Raw genomic sequence first — 16,298 nt, 5'->3', positions numbered from 1 at the left:
TCCAGGGTCTTCCATGACAGTCATCCTTTCTTTTTCTTATTTATACTTCCAGTGAATAATTGCTTTTTTGCCAAACACACAAAAAAGGACCTACCCAACAATAGAGTACGTCCCAAAATATCATCTTTAAATAAGATTCTCTATCGTTGAGCTTTAGCACTATAGGGCGTAGATAACATGTATCAGCTACATTATGAATAACCTTCACGATTATTCCTGTTCAACCAACTAAGGGTCTCTCGATCCTTTCGCGGCAGCAGCATTTGTCCAAATAGGAGCCTCACCTAACAATTATTCAGTTTTTATCCACTTCTTATAATAGAGGAGTTTGACATTCTTGTCAAAAGATTTATGACTTTTTTGTTATAAATAAAAAATAACTACTTTAAAATTTCCTTTATTTCTGCTTTTCGCTCAGGAATAAACCACATGACTAAAACAATCGTATCAATAATCAGGACAGCGATTGGCGCTACCAGTTTACCCACAATCAACGCAATAATATTCAACACAATCGAAAGCGTTAATTTTGGATAGTGGCCAAACAAACGTTGTACTTCGGATTTGGGCCCATTTGCCTGAATCAATGCCCGCACCACTAGATAATAAGCAACATCAGCTCCTAATACTACTAAGCCATACAAAGCTTGTGGCGGCCAAGAAAACGGATGTTCACCTACCCAACCAGTAACAAACGGGAAAAACGTCAACGTCAAAATTAATAAATTATTCATCCAAAGGACACGTCCATCAATTTTACGGACACTTTGAAATAAATGATGATGATTGTTCCAATAAATTAATAAAGTAATAAAACTAATTAAATAAATAATGATTTTGTGTCCAGATTGGGTCAGAGCAGACCAATCTGCTTTTTCAGGAATTTTTAATTCTAAAATTAACAACGTTAAAATAATCGCAATGACTGCATCTGTAAATGCTTCTACACGTGTTTTCGGCATCATTTCCCCCTACTTTCATAAAATTAAATAACTTACCCAAAGTAAGTATAACGCATTTCTGCAAAAATTCAATTATTTATGAAGTCTCTCGGTTGTTGAAGTTCCTAAAAACGAGTGCAAGAGCCCCACTTAAAAGTAAGCCTTTTGCACTCGTTATAGAACAAATCAGTTATTGGAAGACCCCTGCTTGATAAGGTGCTAACTGCATCCGTTTTTTCACCGTAAAATCTTGATTCCCTAACAATTGTTGCCACTTTCTGCCTAGTAATTTATTCGGCAAGTCAAATTGGCACTTTTCTCCACTTAAATTGACAATCACTAACGCTGTTGCCTCAGTTGTTTTTCTTAAAAAAGCAAAAACAGACGGATGATTGGGCGCTAATAGTTCAAACTGTCCATCTGTAAAGACTGGATTTTCTTTCCGCAGCGCAATTAACTTTTTATAATAATTCAACACGGATTGTGCATCCGTTTCTTGATCAGCCACATTTATTTCTTTGAAATTGGGATGAATTGCTAACCAAGGATGCCCCGAGGTGAATGAACTTGCCTCTTGATTCGTCCACTGCATAGGCGTACGCGAATGGTCCCGCGTCCAATGCGCCACTTCTTTTAATGCTTGTTTCGCATCGTAGCCATTTTCTATAAGCAAACGATAATGGTTATGGGAATCTTTAGCATCTAACTCGTCAATCTGTTGAAACGGATAATTAACCATGCCGATTTCCTGTCCTTGATAAATAAACGGCGTTCCTCGCAAGAGCAAGGCGATTGTTCCAATCGCCTTAGCAGAATGAGAGGTTTCATTGCCTAAAATTGAATTGATTCTGGGATTATCATGATTTTCTACATATAATGCATTCCAGCCTTCTGTCCCTAAATGCTTTTGCCAGCGAGCCATTACTTTTTTATAGCCTAAAATATTTAACCGTTCTTCTCCTGGCTTTCCTTCTCGAACATTGTGCTCTAATTCAAAAATCATATTCAGATAGCCCGCATCATTGGTCCATTCCACCGCTTTTTTACTTGAAACGCCACTAGCTTCCCCCACTGTCATGATGTCATACTCAGCAAAAATAGCTTTCAAATCCAGCATATAGTCTTCAATGCCTTTTACATTCATAAAGGGAGCCCATGGATTCGTGGTAATCTTAAAATTCCAAGGTTCTTTTTGGATATGACTAATCGCATCTAATCGGAAACCATCAATTCCCAAATCTAACCACCAGCGAATCATCGCATAAATCTCTTCACGAACTTTAGGATTTTTCCAGTTCAAATCAGGTTGCTCTTTTGCAAACACATGAAAATATGCTTGTTTTGTACCCGCGTCATACGTCCAAGTCGAGCCACCAAAAAAGCTTTGCCATTCATTCGGCATACGTTCTGGTGTCGCATCGGCCCATAAATAATACTCACGATACGGATTATCTAAACTTTTTTTCGCTTCAACAAACCACGGATGTTGATCACTGGTATGATTGACCACTAAATCAAGAATAATCTTCAAACCTAATTGATGCGCTTGGTCCAAAAGTTCTTGAAAATCTTCCATCGTACCAAATTCTGGCTGAATCCCTTGATAATCCGCAATATCATAACCATTGTCAACGTTTGGCGAAGTGTAAATCGGATTTAACCATAAAAAATCGACCCCTAGTTCTTTTAAATACGGTAATTTCTCAATAATTCCCTGCAAATCACCAATACCATCCCCGTTGCTATCTTTAAAACTCCGAGGATAAATTTGATAACCGACAGCATTTTTCCACCATTGGTCCATCTTATTGACTCACTTTCACAACAAATGCTTGCCAAGGCGCTAACGAATAGTCTGCTAAAGCAGTGACATCTGTCGGCATATTTTCAATCATTACTTGTTCTACAGAAACGTCTGCAGAAAATGGCTGAACTTTGTCAGAAAAGTTCGTTACAACAAGCCAGCGTTCCTCACCATAGGTACGATAAAAACTGATCACTTCCTCCACTGTTTCCAGCAATTCAAAGTTGCCCCAAACGATTAAAGGATGTTCTTTTCTCAAACGAATCATTTCTTGGTACGTATAGAATAGTGAATTTTTATCTGCCAAAGCAGCAGCGACGTTAATCGTTTGATAATTGGGATTAACATCAATCCAAGGTGTACCCGTCGTAAAGCCCGCATTTTTTTCAGCGGTCCACTGCATAGGCCGGCGTGCATTGTCGCGACCTTTAGTATTAATTTTCAGCAAAATTTCTTCTTTAGAATATCCTTTTTCCAAATACTCATGGTACATGTTAATTGTTTCGATATCCCGTGCTTCACGAATATCTGTGATCGGCGTATTGGTCATACCAATTTCTTCCCCTTGATAAATATAAGGTGTGCCTTTCATCATGTGCAGTAAAATAGCGAATAACTTACTGCTTTCCAACCAATATTCTTGATCATTTCCCCAACGTGAAATCATTCTCGGTAAATCATGGTTATTCCAAAATAAAGAATTCCAGCCATCATTTCCTAATTCTGTTTGCCATTTTGCAAAAACCTGTTTCAACTTGGCAACTTCCATTGGCTGAAGGTCCCATTTTTCTTTACCTGGTTGTTGATCCAAGCTCATATGTTCAAACTGAAAAATCATAGATAATTCATGACGCTCTGGACTAGAGTACATTTTTGCAATTTCAGGTGTGGCCCCCCATGTTTCACCCACAGTTAACAGCTCTTTGCCGCCAAATGTCGCGGCGTTCATTTCTTGTAAATAACGATGTAAATGAGGTCCATTCGCGGTGATCTCTTCTCCTGGAATTTTACCCACTAAGTCAATTACATCTAAACGGAAACCGCCAATTCCTTTATCAATCCAAAAATTCATCATCTCGTAAACCGACTGACGCATTTGTTGGTTTTCCCAATTTAAATCTGGTTGTTTTTTACTAAACAAATGCAAATAGTATTGCCCACTCGCTTCATCAAACGTCCACGCCGAACCCGAAAAGGCAGATTTCAATCGGTTAGGCACACCGCCATCTGAAGCAGGATCAGCCCATACATAATAGTCTCGGTAGGGGTTCTCCTTGCTTTTTTTCGCTTCAATAAACCAACGATGTTCATCTGACGTATGGTTAACCACTAAGTCCATAATAATTTCAATCTTTCGCTTTTTCGCTTCCTCAATTAGACGATCCATATCCGCCATCGTCCCAAACTCTGTCATAATCGCTTCATAATCAGAAATGTCATAACCATTGTCATCATTGGGTGATTGATAAACTGGTGATAACCAAATAGCCCCAATGCCTAACGTTTCCAAATAATCCAATTTTTCAATAATTCCTGGTAAATCTCCAATGCCATCTCCATTGCTATCCTTAAAACTGCGAGGATAAATCTGATAAACCACGACTTCTTGCCACCAATGTTTTTCCATTCTTCTTCACATTCCTTTGCTTAATTATTATGCTTGATATAAAAGAAAACCTTTTGGTAAAACCATTATCTGTTCTGAAGCAGTTTCGATAGAAGAACTTAGCAAAACTTCTCGATCAGTTCTATCAACAAATTGTGTCTCTTGGCCAGTATTAAAAATCCCATAGATCGTTTGTTCATCCAAACGACAAGCGAGTCTAATCAACCCCGTTTCAAAAGAAGTTCCTGTCCAATCGATTGTTCCACCAGAAAAAACAGCCGCATACTTTTTGCGAAGGGCAATCAATGATTTTACAAATTCCTTCAAATCCAAATCTTGCTGATTTTCCTCCCAAACCATACAACGACGACAATCAGGATCCATATCACCTGTCATACCAATTTCATCACCATAGTAAAGACAAGGGACGCCTGGTTGAATATACGTAAACGCTAACACTTGGCGCATCAGCTCTTTATCCTCTTTCGTTTCATGCAATAAGCGTGGTGTATCGTGGGAATCTAAAACATTAAACTGCATTTGATTCGTTTGTTGTCGATAGAGCATTAACTGGTTGTTCATTTCAGAAAGCATCTTTTCCAAGGACAGTTCTTGCTTGACAAAGTATCCCATAATCGCATCTGTGTATGCATAATTCATCACTGCATGAAATTCGTCTCCTTGGAGCCAGCTTTGCGACGAGTGCCAAATTTCTCCTAAAATATAAAAATCTTCTTTTGCGTCATCACATGTTTGCCGGAATTTTTTCCAGAACGCATGATCCACTTCGTTTGCCACATCTAAACGCCAAGCGTCAATATCATATTCCTCAATCCAATAACGAGCAATTTCTAAAAGATAGGCTTGCACTTCTGGATTTGCTGTATTTAATTTAGGCATATGCGGAGTGAATGCAAAAGTATCATAGGTAATGTTGCTTGCTTCTTCAAAATCAGCACTTTCTTCATAGCTAGCTGGAAACTCATTTACGTGGAACCAATCGGCATAAATTGAGTCCTGGCCATTTTTTAACACATCTTGCCATTGAGGCGAAGTGTCCCCCATATGATTAAAAACGGCGTCCAACATAATCTTAATGCCCCGTCGATGACACTCTTCGACTAAACGCTTAAAGGTAGCGCCATCACCAAAAGCTGGGTCAATTTTTAAATAATCAATCGTATCATATTTGTGATTAGAAAACGCTTCAAAAACCGGGCAAAAATATAAGCCATTAACACCTAAATCTTCAATGTAATCAAGATGATCTAGCACCCCTTGCAAATCCCCACCAAAAAAATCTTGTCGATCTGGTCTTTTAGATCCCCACGGCAACGTCCCTTCAGGATCATTGGCGGGATCACCATTTGCAAAACGCTCTGGAAATATTTGATACCAAACCGTTTCTTTTACCCATTCAGGTGCTTTAAAACGATCGATTTCATGAAAATACGGCATCCGAAAATAATTATTCGCCATCGCTAAATACTTTTCTTCTAAAGGATAAATGCCGTGTTCGCCATAAAACGCCGTCAAGCCATCCGTCCCTACTAAAGTAAAAGCATATGAAAGGCGTTTAAATTTTGCACTTAATGCAATAAACCAGTAATCATATAACTCCGTAGATACTAACTTCTCCATGGTTAACGACTGTTGGTACCACTTTTCTTTTCCTAAAAGATAAGGATCTCCTTGCACTAATTGGACAGAGGCAATGTCGCCTTTTGCCGTACGCAAACGAATATGCATGGTTTCTTCTGTATAAAGATAAGCAAATTCACTTTCTGGACGATGGTAGATTGCAGCAGTGTTCATTTAATTCTCTCCTTTAATTGTCGCTTTTCGTGTATTTTCTAATACTCGAACACATTTTAGCGCAAACGATTGCATTTGTATACCCTTTTTTATTTTTTTATTTAAAATGCTTAATTAGTGGTATACACCACTTTAAATAAACAGTATGTTATTTATAACAAAAAAACTTTTTTAACTTTCTCGATGAAAAACACTTGATTATTTCCGCAATCGGTTGCATAATAAGACTTGTAAAAAATAATTTTTGGAGGGTTCAAAAATGAAAGCGAATTGGAAAAAGATTTTAATGGGCGGTATCCTTTTAAGTGCTTCCGCGGTTTTACTTACTGCCTGTGGTGGCGCAGAAAAAACGAAAGCTGAAAATGAAAGCGGTTCAGCAAATAAAGCAGCTGGTGACGTAAAATTATGGGTTGATACTGAATATATGGGCGTCTTTAAAAAAGTTGTCGCCGATTTCGAAAAAGAAAACCCCGATATTAAAGTTAACTTAACTGCTGGAAATTCGGCAGATGCTAAAAAAGACATTGCAAAAGATCCTAAAGCTGCCGCAGATGTTTTCATGATGCCACATGATCAAATTGGTCAAATGGCAGAAGCTGGTCTGATTTACCCTAACACAAAATATGAAAAAGAAGTCAAAGAAAACAATATCGATTCGGCAGTCGCAGGAGTCACTTGGAAAGACAAAGTCTATGCCTACCCTTATGCCGTAGAGTCACAAGTTCTTTATTATAACAAAGATACGTATTCTCCAGAGGAAATCAAAACTTGGAAGTCTTTAACTGAAAAAGGCAAAATCGGTACCAATTTTGGCGAAGATGGCGCAAATTATATCTTCGGTCCTCTATTTATGAGTAACGGCGATTACTTATATGGTGAAAATGGCGAAGATCCAAAAGGTACCAACTTTAACAACCAACAAGGTATAGAAGTATTACAATGGATTGCCGATCAAAAAAATAATCCTGGTGTGATCCAATCAAATACAGAAGCATTGTCTAATCTAGGTTCTGGCAAAACGGATGCCTTCCTTTCTGGTCCTTGGTCTAAAAACGATGTAGAAAAAGCTCTTGGCGACAAAATGGGGGCTGCTGCCTATCCAACCATTGATTTTGGCAATGGAGAAAAACAAATGAAAGCTTTCTTGGGCGTTCGTAGTTTTGCTGTCAACCAACAAACACAAGCACCATTGGCCGCAATGACATTAGCAAACTATTTAACCAGTGAAAAATCACAAATGACTTACTTCAAAGAAATCGGTTTTGTCCCTTCAAACAAAAAATTACAAACAAACGAAGAAGTTACACAAGATACTGTTGCAAAAGCTATCTTAGAAATGGCGCAACCAACCCACTCTGTGGTAATGCCAAAAATCCCAGAAATCGTTTCATTCTGGCCTGCGATGGATGCAGTGATCAATGATACGTACAAAGGCAATATCAAACCTGCGGATTATCAAGCAAAATTAGATAAATTAGTCCAAGACACATCAAAAGAAGCAAAAGAATAAAAAGAGTAAAGAAATGGGACGAGCTTCAATCTGCTGTCCCATTTCCTCTATCTTTTTTATTTAAGTAGAAAGTGAGTGAACGAAGATGTTCAAGAAAAAGAAAGCCCAGACGTCATTTCGAGAGGTCTTTAAAAAAGGCGACTTCGCTACAAAACTATCTTTTTTAGTTATGGGTGCTGCAAACTTCGCCAACAAGCAGTGGTTAAAGGGAATCATCTTTTTAACAGCTGAAATTGGCTTTATCTATTGGTTAATCCGTAATGGTTTCCATGCATTAATGATGCTAGGAACACTAGGGACCCAACAGCAAGGATTAGTATATGATGATTCTTTAGGGATTGAAGTTCTAAAAGAAGGCGATAATTCAATGCTCTTATTATTATTCGGAATTGCAGCAATTTTAGTCTGTTTATCGCTAATCATTTTATATGTAATCAATTTAAAAAGCGCCCGTCACCTATATGAATTAAAGACAGCCGGCAAAAAAATTCCAACAACTATGGATGATTTACGCAGCTTGTTAAACGAACGTTTCCATGCAACTTTAATGACGATCCCCTTACTAGGCGTTCTTTTCTTTACCATCTTGCCGTTGTTATATATGATTTCAATTGCTTTTACCAACTACGACCATAACCATTTACCACCGAAAAACCTTTTTACTTGGGTTGGATTGGCAAATCTAGGTAATGTAATCACAGGCGATATGGCTTCAACGTTCTTTCCAGTACTTGGCTGGACCTTGATTTGGGCTGTTTTCGCAACCGCAACTTGTTTCTTTTTTGGAATCATTTTAGCCTTGCTTATCAATACAAAAGGCTTAAAATATAAAGCGTTTTGGCGGACTATTTTTGTTATCACGATGGCCGTACCTCCGTTTGTTTCACTTTTAATTATGCGAAACCTCTTAAATGGTTCCGGACCTATCAATGCTCTGTTGTTAAACTGGGGCTTAATCGATTCTTCTATCCCCTTCTTAACAGATCCGAATTGGGCAAAATTAACCATTATTGTTGTCAATATGTGGATTGGTATTCCTGCTACGATGTTAATCTCTACAGGGATTATCCAAAATCTTCCTGAAGATCAAATCGAAGCAGCTAGAATTGACGGTGCCAATAAATGGCAAATTTTTAAAAGTATTACGTTTCCACAAATTCTATTTGTGATGACCCCGGCGCTGATTCAACAGTTTATTGGCAACATCAATAACTTCAATGTCATTTATCTATTAACAGGCGGTGGGCCAGCCAATTCTAACTTCTACGGTGCAGGCTCAACTGACCTTTTAGTTACCTGGCTATACAAATTGACTGTCGATACAATGGATTACAATTTAGCCTCTGTGATTGGTATTTTAATCTTCATTCTCTCCGCAGTCTTCAGTTTAATTGCCTATACACGGACGAATTCATTTAAGGAGGCGTAACTTATGGCTAAAGCAAAAAGTTACCAGAAAAAACAACGCACTGCACTTACCAGCGTTTACATCATTCTAACCATTTTAGCAGTTTTTTGGATGTTCCCCATTGTGTGGATTATCTTAACAAGTTTTCGTGGCGAAGGCGGTGCATTTGTTCCCTATATCATTCCCAAAACATTCACTTTAGAAAATTATAAAGTATTATTAACAAATCAGACTGGCAACTTCCCCTTTGTCCGTTGGTTTTTGAACACCTTGTTCGTCTCCATCGCAAGCTGTCTGTTATCAACTTTTATTACAATCGCAATGGCTTATGCGCTGTCACGGTTGCGTTTCCGCTTAAGAAAACCATTTTTAAAAGTGGCGCTCGTTTTAAATATGTTCCCTGGTTTTATGAGCATGATTGCCGTTTACTATATTTTAAAAGCCTTAAATTTAACTGAAAGTTTATTCGCTTTAATTCTGGTTTACTCTGCAGGCTCGGCGCTAGGTTTTTACATCGCCAAAGGTTTCTTCGATACCATTCCGATGGCTTTAGACGAATCGGCTATGATTGACGGTGCCAACAAGTGGCAAATTTTCACAAAAATTACGTTGCCATTGTCGAAACCAATTATTGTCTATACTTCTTTAACCGCCTTCATGGGCCCTTGGATGGATTTTATTTTCGCAAAAGTTATTATGGGTGATAAAGTTGAAAATTACACCGTTGCGATTGGTCTCTTTTCGATGATGACCAAATCAACAGCCAATTCACTATTCATGGCTTTTACAGCAGGATGTGTGCTGATTGCCATTCCAATTACTATTTTATTTATATTAATGCAACGTTTCTATGTAGAAGGCGTGACTTCTGGCTCTGTCAAAGGCTAGAAAAAACATCGTTTGGTTTATAGCCAAACGATGTTTTTTATTTTTTGGCGTTGTTTTCCTTACACGTTTTTCTTCGTAGCGCTTGATAATTGGACAAAATTTTCATGACCGCCAAAAAGTGTTGATTGACCTCTTGATAATCCTCTAAGGAAAGAACACTAAGCGTTTCAGATAGTTGCTGTTTTACTTGATTTTCTTTTTGCTTAAAGAGCTTCTCGCCTTCTTTTGTCGTATAAACATTAACCACGCGGCGATTTTCTTGATTATGGCGACGTTGAACAATCGCTCGTTCTTCTAACCCCGCAATAGAGCGACTCACTTGAACTTTCGACGTTCCTACTTGGTTGGCTAACTCCGTCATACTAATTCCTTCATTTGTTGCCACAATTAATAAAATTAACATGTCTAACTTGGTTAATTTTAGATCCTCCAAGTCTAGGTCTTTAAAAAGCAATTGGCTCATATATGAAAAAATTTCAGTAAAGACACTAATATCTAAATTTGATGAATGCTTCTCTTTATCCATATGTTCTCCCTCGTTTCCCACCTAGTGTATACTAAATTCACTTGATTATCAAATGGTAATGATTGATTTTTGTTAACTATTATGTTACGTTATACACTAACTTAAGGTTGTATTGTTGATAAATTGGAAGAAGGATGCGAAAAATATGCTAGAACTCAAAGAGATAAAAAAATATTATACTGTCGGCGGAACGACCACTAAAGCTTTAGATGGCGTCTCTGTCGCTTTTCGAAAACAAGAATTTGTAGCCATTCTGGGTCCCAGCGGCTCTGGTAAAACGACGATGTTGAATGTGATTGGCGGATTGGACAATTACGATTCTGGTGACTTAATCATTAACGGCAAATCAACAAAAAATTTTAAAGAAGCCGACTGGGATGCTTATCGGAATAACTCAATTGGTTTTATTTTTCAAAGTTACAACTTAATTAGTCATCAAGGGATTTTGGATAATGTCGAGCTTGGTATGACACTGAGTGGTATTTCAAAAGCAGAAAGACGCCAAAAAGCCGAAGATGCACTCATCCGTGTCGGTTTGAAGGACCATATCCATAAAAAACCTTCCCAATTATCTGGCGGTCAAATGCAACGGGTTGCCATTGCTCGCGCTTTAGCTAATGATCCCGATATTTTACTTTGTGATGAACCAACTGGTGCATTGGATTCAGAAACCAGTCTGCAAATTATGGCACTTATCCAAGAACTTTCGAAAGAAAAATTAGTTATTATGGTGACCCACAATCCTGAATTAGCTCACGAATACGCTGATCGAATTATTGAATTTTCAGATGGCCAAATTCGTCATGACTCGCGTCCTCATATTGAACATGAAAAAAAAGAACCTTTCGAATTGAAACGCACCAAAATGAAATTCACGACTGCGCTGCGTTTATCTTTTAATAATATCCGCACTAAAAAAGGGCGAACTTTTTTAACCGCCTTTGCTTCAAGTATCGGAATTATCAGTATTGCGATTGTCCTTTCTCTTTCAACAGGATTCCAGAAACAAATTGATAAAACTCAGTCGGAAACGTTAGCGCAATTTCCGATTACCATTTCTAAAATAGCGACCGATCAAGATCCAGAAAGTTTCAATAATCAGGACAAAAAAGGCACCTTCCCGAAAGAAAAAGAAGTGACTGCTAAAATTAGCGATGCGGACCGTGCGCAACACACGAATTTAATTGATCAAAAGTTTATTGACTATGTCAATCACATTGATCCTGAATTAAGTAATAATATCGGCTATACTCGTCTAGTCAATATGAACTTATTAAGAGAAATCAACGGGAAAGCACAAGCTGTCAAATTTTCAAACGATGCACCCGACGGCCAATCAAACGCGATGGCTTCTATGATGGCTGCCCAAACTGGTGTCGGCGTTTCTGCTTTTCCTAAACAACTAGAAAATGGAAAAAACAATTTCTTAAAAGACAATTACTCGTTGCTTGAAGGAAATTATCCAGAAAAAGAAACCGATGTCGTTTTAATCGTCGATAGTAACAATACCACCAATATTAATGCTTTAAAAAATCTTGGCTTTGACGTGAAAGATAATCAAAAGATTGCCTTTTCAGACATTGTTGGCACAAAAATGAAATTAGCCAATAATAATGCATTTTACACCAAATTACCGACAGGCAACTTCATTCCTAACCAAGATTTGCAAACTGTTTACGATAACCCAGAAAATACTGAATTAACAATTTCAGGGATTTTGCGAATTAAAGATTCTTCAACAATGAATCTATTAGCACCTGGAATTGCTTATAGCGATGCACTTTCAACTAATATGATTGCCAAAAACAAAACCTCTGACATTGTTAAAGCGCAAGAAGCCAGCAACACTAACGTTATGACTAACGAAACATTAGATGCTTCCGCGAAAGAAAACCTGTTGTCTTATTTAGGAGCGAACGAAATCCCTTCAAGTATTATGATTTATCCAAACGATTTCAAATCAAAAGATAAAATTCTTGATTATTTAGATGCTTATAACAAAGGAAAAGATAAAAAAGACCAAATCATCTATTCTGATTTAGCTGGAACAATGACCCGCTTAACAGGTGGTTTAATGGATGCCATCACTTATGTGCTGATTGCATTTGCTGGGATTTCCCTTGTTACAAGTATGATTATGATTGGGATTATCACCTATACTTCTGTCATTGAGCGGACCAAAGAAATCGGTATCCTGAAAGCGTTAGGAGCTCGTAAAAAAGATATTACCCGGGTGTTCGATGCCGAAACTGCTATTTTAGGCGTTGCCTCTGGTATTCTTGGTGTTGTGATTGCCTTTCTCGCAACATTTCCGATCAATGCAGTGCTCTATAACCTGACTGATTTAGAAAATGTTGCCACCTTAAATCCAATTCACGGGATTATTTTGATTGTAATTAGCACAATCTTAACCATGATTGGTGGCCATATTCCTGCCCGAATGGCAGCGAAAAAAGATGCGGCAGTTGCTTTACGTGCAGAATAAATAACAAAAAATAATCCTTTAATTTCTCTTAAAGGATTATTTTTTTATTTGTATTTCTTATAAAACCTCCGTATACTAAATGATTGTGAATACTTAATAAAAGGAAACGAGGTAATTTCATGTTAAAAAAACCATTTTTACTATTTTTTTCACTTTTAGGAGCTATTTTTATTTTAGCTAGTTGTGGCATAGGAAAAGATGCTGTCACTGATACTAAGTACAAAGTTAGTTTGCAGCAAGCTGCTGAAATCTATGAAAAAGAAGCTGGCAACAGCAAACCATTAGTAAATGTCCAATTTGATACAGAACCAGCAAGTGACTACAGCTATATCTTTACCAACGATACAGAAACACTTTACGTGAATCCTGAAACAGGAAAAGTCACCAAAAATACTGAAGCAAATCAACTTGGCGAAAACGAGACAGCCTTTTCAGCTGCTGAAGTCAAAGAATTAGGCGCTGTTAACGACGTTTTAGCCAAAGCAAAAAAAGAAGTTGGAGGACTTTCTCCACGTATTTTGACTTGGAAGTTAACCAAAAATAACAATAAACTTGTTTATACAGTAGATGTTAAAACGACTACGGCAGATGAAAAAGTTACCTTAGATGCCAATAAATAAGCACAAGCGTATAACTTATCACGAAATAACCAAATCTTAAAATACTCTTTGGGACAGAACCTACGCTTTCGGAAATCTTAACATTTTCCGAAGCCGATTGTTCTGTCCCAATTTCATTCTTTTAAGTAATAATAATTGTTCGTTCCCCCTGCTACCGTTATACTTAGTTTAAAAGAAAAGATGGGAGTATCAAATCATGGTTTATACAGTTGATTTTAAAGAAGTAACTACTATTGGTTTAGAAAGTTCACCAGTGGCACCTGCTCTTGCTGGACTAAGAGCGAATGAAGCTCGCTATTTTTGGAATAAATACAAACATCGCTTTACGACCGTCCCTGCCGCTGAAGCTCCAGAAACATTGGCCTGGATTGAAAAAATTTTATTAGAACGAGAATTACATTTCCCTTACAAGCCACTTGAAATTTCTTCTTTCACTTTAGATGGCATAAAAATGGCCTATGTATTTTATGAAAACGGCTTAGCAGTTAACGTGATGTACACATTAGCTGAGGAAGGCAAACGCGCCGTTGGGTTTAAACTTTCAGATGGTATGGCAATCCCTGCAGAATTTGAAGGAAAATTCAAATTTGCTCGTCAAAAATCAAAATTAGCTGGAACCATTCGCGGCTCTTATTTTGTCATTAAAGGAACCTATTAAAAAAATGCTTTTGCCCTTATTCTTAAAGGCAAAAGCATTTTTTTATTTTAATTCTTCAATATAGTTAAATACTTGTTGTCCAGCAATACCGCCTTCACCGACCGCTGTCGTGATTTGACGCAATGTTTTTTCACGGACATCACCAATGGCATAAACACCAGGAATTTTTGTTCTCATTTCTTGGTCTGTTTCAATCCAACCAGCCTCATTCGTAATACCAGCTTTCTTAAATGGTTCTGTTAATGGATCTAGCCCCACGTAAATGAACACGCCGTTTGCTTCAATTTCAGAAACTTCATCTGTTTTGACATTCCGGGCTTTCACACCTGTCACGACCATTTCATTGCCAACAATTTCTTCGACAACTGTATCCCAAACAAAGGAAATCTTTTCATTTGCAAAGGCACGATCTTGAATGATTTTTTGCGCACGCAATTCATCACGACGGTGAACAATCACTACTTCAGAAGCAAATTGTGTTAAATAGATTGCTTCTTCAACTGCAGAATCGCCGCCACCAACAACTACTAAGCGTTTATTTTTAAAGAAGGCACCGTCACAAACGGCACAATAAGAAACACCACGGCCAGCAAATTCTTCTTCGCCTTTTACACCCAATTTTCGGTGTTCACAGCCTGTTGCAATAATTACCGCTTTAGCTTCATAAGATTTGTCATCACAAATCACTTCTTTATAGGATCCGTGGTCTTCGATGCCCATCACAATGCCATACGCATTTTCCGTACCAAATTTTTCTACATTTTCATACATTTTATAGGCCAATTCTGGACCCATAATAGAATCAAAGCCTGGGTAATTCTCTACCTCAGCAGTGTTGTTCATTTGCCCACCAGGCGCACCGCGTTCAATCATCAATACAGAAAGATTAGACCGTGATGCATAAAGTGCTGCCGTCATCCCAGCAGGACCGGCACCAATGATAATTACATCATACATTTTATTTCCCCCAAAATTTTAAGTAAGTTTACTTTACTCCTTAAACAATTTCTTGTCTACTTTTCTGCCCTTTTTTGACATTCGGAGTAGGTGTGTCTATTACGTAAGTTATTGTACCACGGTTTTGTGTTTTCTAGGAGGGGGAAAAGAAAAGTTTAAAAATAACGATCACAACGAATCATTTATTTTTAGAAGCCGTTGTACTGCCGCATCAGAGAATTCTTCTTTATCATTTTTTATGCATTCTTGTTGATTTTGCCCTTGTGGAACAAAACGAAATACTGTAAATGATGCAGATAACGTATCAGGATTACTAATCCGATGAAGACTTTTATGCATCCGAATAAGTTCTCCTTCTGCACAAATTCTTGAAATAATTTGCTGATTTTCTACCTCTTCTATTTTCACTTTTCCCGACTGCACAAGTAAAACTTCCTCGATTTTGTGATGCTTATGCCAACCTTGCACAGTTTTTCCTGGCAAGCTATTTATATGTATTTCAAACTCTGGAAATAGAAAATAATTTACTTCTGTTCCATCTGGCTTTTTACGAAAGATGGCCTCGTCTCTTGTTAAAATTTCTATGTATTTCTGTAACATGGCAGGCTCCTTTTAACTTTTTTATAGCCGAAAGCTATTCTTTCAAACTAAGTTTGAAGCTACTTTCTGAAAATTCGAGTTCCTTTAAATATACTTTTATTACCATTTGAAAATCACTTTTTTTAAAACAATTGACTGTTCAGTATCAATCTTCACTAATCCATCTGTTCACCAGAAAAAATATAGTATTTCCGATTATTCACGAACTTATTATTCAACTTCAAAGGAAAATCAGTCAACACACAGCCCACATATCTAACATCAGAAACACTTCTACTTTTCTCAAGTACTGCTATGGTATACATTGACCTTACTAGTAACATTATAGCATCAAGTTTTAATCATATGTAGATTTTAAAAAAATTGATAGCACCCTAACAGATGTTTTCGTTGCTCATTTAATTTACATGATTATTTTTTAGATGCTAATTAAATGTTTGTCAGTAACCTGAATTTTTGATATTTTTATCCAGATTACTT

The 16,298-nt window shown here is 37.4% G+C and carries 13 protein-coding genes and 1 riboswitch; of the genes, 6 read left to right on the top strand and 7 right to left on the bottom strand.

The genetic code is table 11. From position 1 onward, the window contains the following. Positions 1–131 precede the first annotated feature (131 nt). Positions 132–299: riboswitch (M-box (ykoK) riboswitch) on the bottom strand. Between the two features lie 81 nt (positions 300–380). The 4 genes from IGJ03_RS05450 to IGJ03_RS05435 all read right to left on the bottom strand — a co-directional run bounded on the left by IGJ03_RS05450 (position 381) and on the right by IGJ03_RS05435 (position 6,166). Further along, entirely contained in the window at positions 381–962 is a 582-nt protein-coding gene (locus IGJ03_RS05450) for a TMEM175 family protein (protein ID WP_141439625.1), read from the bottom strand. 169 nt (positions 963–1,131) lie between these two features. Beyond that, positions 1,132–2,745, bottom strand: coding sequence for a glycoside hydrolase family 13 protein (locus tag IGJ03_RS05445; RefSeq protein WP_141439622.1), 1,614 nt, complete (start codon positions 2,743–2,745; stop codon positions 1,132–1,134). 1 nt (position 2,746) lies between these two features. After that, positions 2,747–4,372 (bottom strand): glycoside hydrolase family 13 protein, encoded by a 1,626-nt coding sequence (locus tag IGJ03_RS05440; protein ID WP_002394410.1) that lies wholly within the window; start codon positions 4,370–4,372, stop codon positions 2,747–2,749. A 27-nt stretch (positions 4,373–4,399) separates the two neighbouring features. Beyond that, positions 4,400–6,166: a glycoside hydrolase family 13 protein gene (locus IGJ03_RS05435; RefSeq protein WP_033599063.1), complete on the bottom strand. Its 1,767-nt coding sequence runs from the start codon at positions 6,164–6,166 to the stop codon at positions 4,400–4,402. A gap of 259 nt (positions 6,167–6,425) precedes the next feature. Here IGJ03_RS05435 and IGJ03_RS05430 point away from each other — a divergent pair, with 259 nt between their 5' ends. From IGJ03_RS05430 to IGJ03_RS05420, 3 genes are all read left to right on the top strand, one after another. Further along, positions 6,426–7,676, top strand: coding sequence for an extracellular solute-binding protein (locus tag IGJ03_RS05430; RefSeq protein WP_048736998.1), 1,251 nt, complete (start codon positions 6,426–6,428; stop codon positions 7,674–7,676). A gap of 85 nt (positions 7,677–7,761) precedes the next feature. Further along, a complete protein-coding gene (locus IGJ03_RS05425; protein WP_002357775.1) occupies positions 7,762–9,105 on the top strand; it encodes a carbohydrate ABC transporter permease in 1,344 nt (447 codons plus the stop codon). 3 nt (positions 9,106–9,108) lie between these two features. After that, positions 9,109–9,972, top strand: coding sequence for a sugar ABC transporter permease (locus IGJ03_RS05420; protein ID WP_002360454.1), 864 nt, complete (start codon positions 9,109–9,111; stop codon positions 9,970–9,972). Positions 9,973–10,009: 37 nt separating this feature from the next. Here the strand turns inward: IGJ03_RS05420 and IGJ03_RS05415 are convergent, their stop codons facing one another. Next, complete coding sequence (locus IGJ03_RS05415; RefSeq protein WP_002365578.1) at positions 10,010–10,519, bottom strand: MarR family winged helix-turn-helix transcriptional regulator; 510 nt, start codon at positions 10,517–10,519, stop codon at positions 10,010–10,012. 124 nt (positions 10,520–10,643) lie between these two features. Between IGJ03_RS05415 and IGJ03_RS05410 the strand changes: the two genes are divergently transcribed. The 3 genes from IGJ03_RS05410 to IGJ03_RS05400 all read left to right on the top strand — a co-directional run bounded on the left by IGJ03_RS05410 (position 10,644) and on the right by IGJ03_RS05400 (position 14,261). Further along, positions 10,644–12,983: an ABC transporter ATP-binding protein/permease gene (locus IGJ03_RS05410; RefSeq protein WP_375804705.1), complete on the top strand. Its 2,340-nt coding sequence runs from the start codon at positions 10,644–10,646 to the stop codon at positions 12,981–12,983. A 119-nt stretch (positions 12,984–13,102) separates the two neighbouring features. After that, positions 13,103–13,603, top strand: a complete 501-nt coding sequence (gene camE / locus IGJ03_RS05405; protein ID WP_002358931.1) for a plasmid sex pheromone cAM373 precursor — start codon at positions 13,103–13,105, stop codon at positions 13,601–13,603. A 196-nt stretch (positions 13,604–13,799) separates the two neighbouring features. Further along, on the top strand, positions 13,800–14,261 hold the full coding sequence (locus tag IGJ03_RS05400) for a phage tail protein (RefSeq protein ID WP_104846116.1): 462 nt from the start codon (positions 13,800–13,802) through the stop codon (positions 14,259–14,261). A 42-nt stretch (positions 14,262–14,303) separates the two neighbouring features. Here IGJ03_RS05400 and trxB read toward each other — a convergent pair whose 3' ends face one another. Beyond that, positions 14,304–15,218: a thioredoxin-disulfide reductase gene (trxB, locus tag IGJ03_RS05395; protein ID WP_002357780.1), complete on the bottom strand. Its 915-nt coding sequence runs from the start codon at positions 15,216–15,218 to the stop codon at positions 14,304–14,306. A gap of 168 nt (positions 15,219–15,386) precedes the next feature. Then, on the bottom strand, positions 15,387–15,818 hold the full coding sequence (locus IGJ03_RS05390; protein ID WP_104806596.1) for a cupin domain-containing protein: 432 nt from the start codon (positions 15,816–15,818) through the stop codon (positions 15,387–15,389). Positions 15,819–16,298: the final 480 nt, after the last annotated feature.

This window comes from Enterococcus sp. DIV1315a, from assembly GCF_051712325.1.
Lineage (GTDB): Bacteria > Bacillota > Bacilli > Lactobacillales > Enterococcaceae > Enterococcus > Enterococcus faecalis.
The sequence above is the reverse complement of the archived record's forward strand: the minus strand, read 5'-3'. Positions and strand labels throughout refer to the sequence as shown.

Coding starts and splice junctions, on each gene's coding strand:
- IGJ03_RS05450 (WP_141439625.1), bottom strand. CDS start 962: ATGCCGAAAACACGTGTAGAAGCATTTACAGATGCAGTCATTGCGATT.
- IGJ03_RS05445 (WP_141439622.1), bottom strand. CDS start 2,745: ATGGACCAATGGTGGAAAAATGCTGTCGGTTATCAAATTTATCCTCGG.
- IGJ03_RS05440 (WP_002394410.1), bottom strand. CDS start 4,372: ATGGAAAAACATTGGTGGCAAGAAGTCGTGGTTTATCAGATTTATCCT.
- IGJ03_RS05435 (WP_033599063.1), bottom strand. CDS start 6,166: ATGAACACTGCTGCAATCTACCATCGTCCAGAAAGTGAATTTGCTTAT.
- IGJ03_RS05430 (WP_048736998.1), top strand. CDS start 6,426: ATGAAAGCGAATTGGAAAAAGATTTTAATGGGCGGTATCCTTTTAAGT.
- IGJ03_RS05425 (WP_002357775.1), top strand. CDS start 7,762: ATGTTCAAGAAAAAGAAAGCCCAGACGTCATTTCGAGAGGTCTTTAAA.
- IGJ03_RS05420 (WP_002360454.1), top strand. CDS start 9,109: ATGGCTAAAGCAAAAAGTTACCAGAAAAAACAACGCACTGCACTTACC.
- IGJ03_RS05410 (WP_375804705.1), top strand. CDS start 10,644: ATGCTAGAACTCAAAGAGATAAAAAAATATTATACTGTCGGCGGAACG.
- camE (WP_002358931.1), top strand. CDS start 13,103: ATGTTAAAAAAACCATTTTTACTATTTTTTTCACTTTTAGGAGCTATT.
- IGJ03_RS05400 (WP_104846116.1), top strand. CDS start 13,800: ATGGTTTATACAGTTGATTTTAAAGAAGTAACTACTATTGGTTTAGAA.
- trxB (WP_002357780.1), bottom strand. CDS start 15,218: ATGTATGATGTAATTATCATTGGTGCCGGTCCTGCTGGGATGACGGCA.
- IGJ03_RS05390 (WP_104806596.1), bottom strand. CDS start 15,818: ATGTTACAGAAATACATAGAAATTTTAACAAGAGACGAGGCCATCTTT.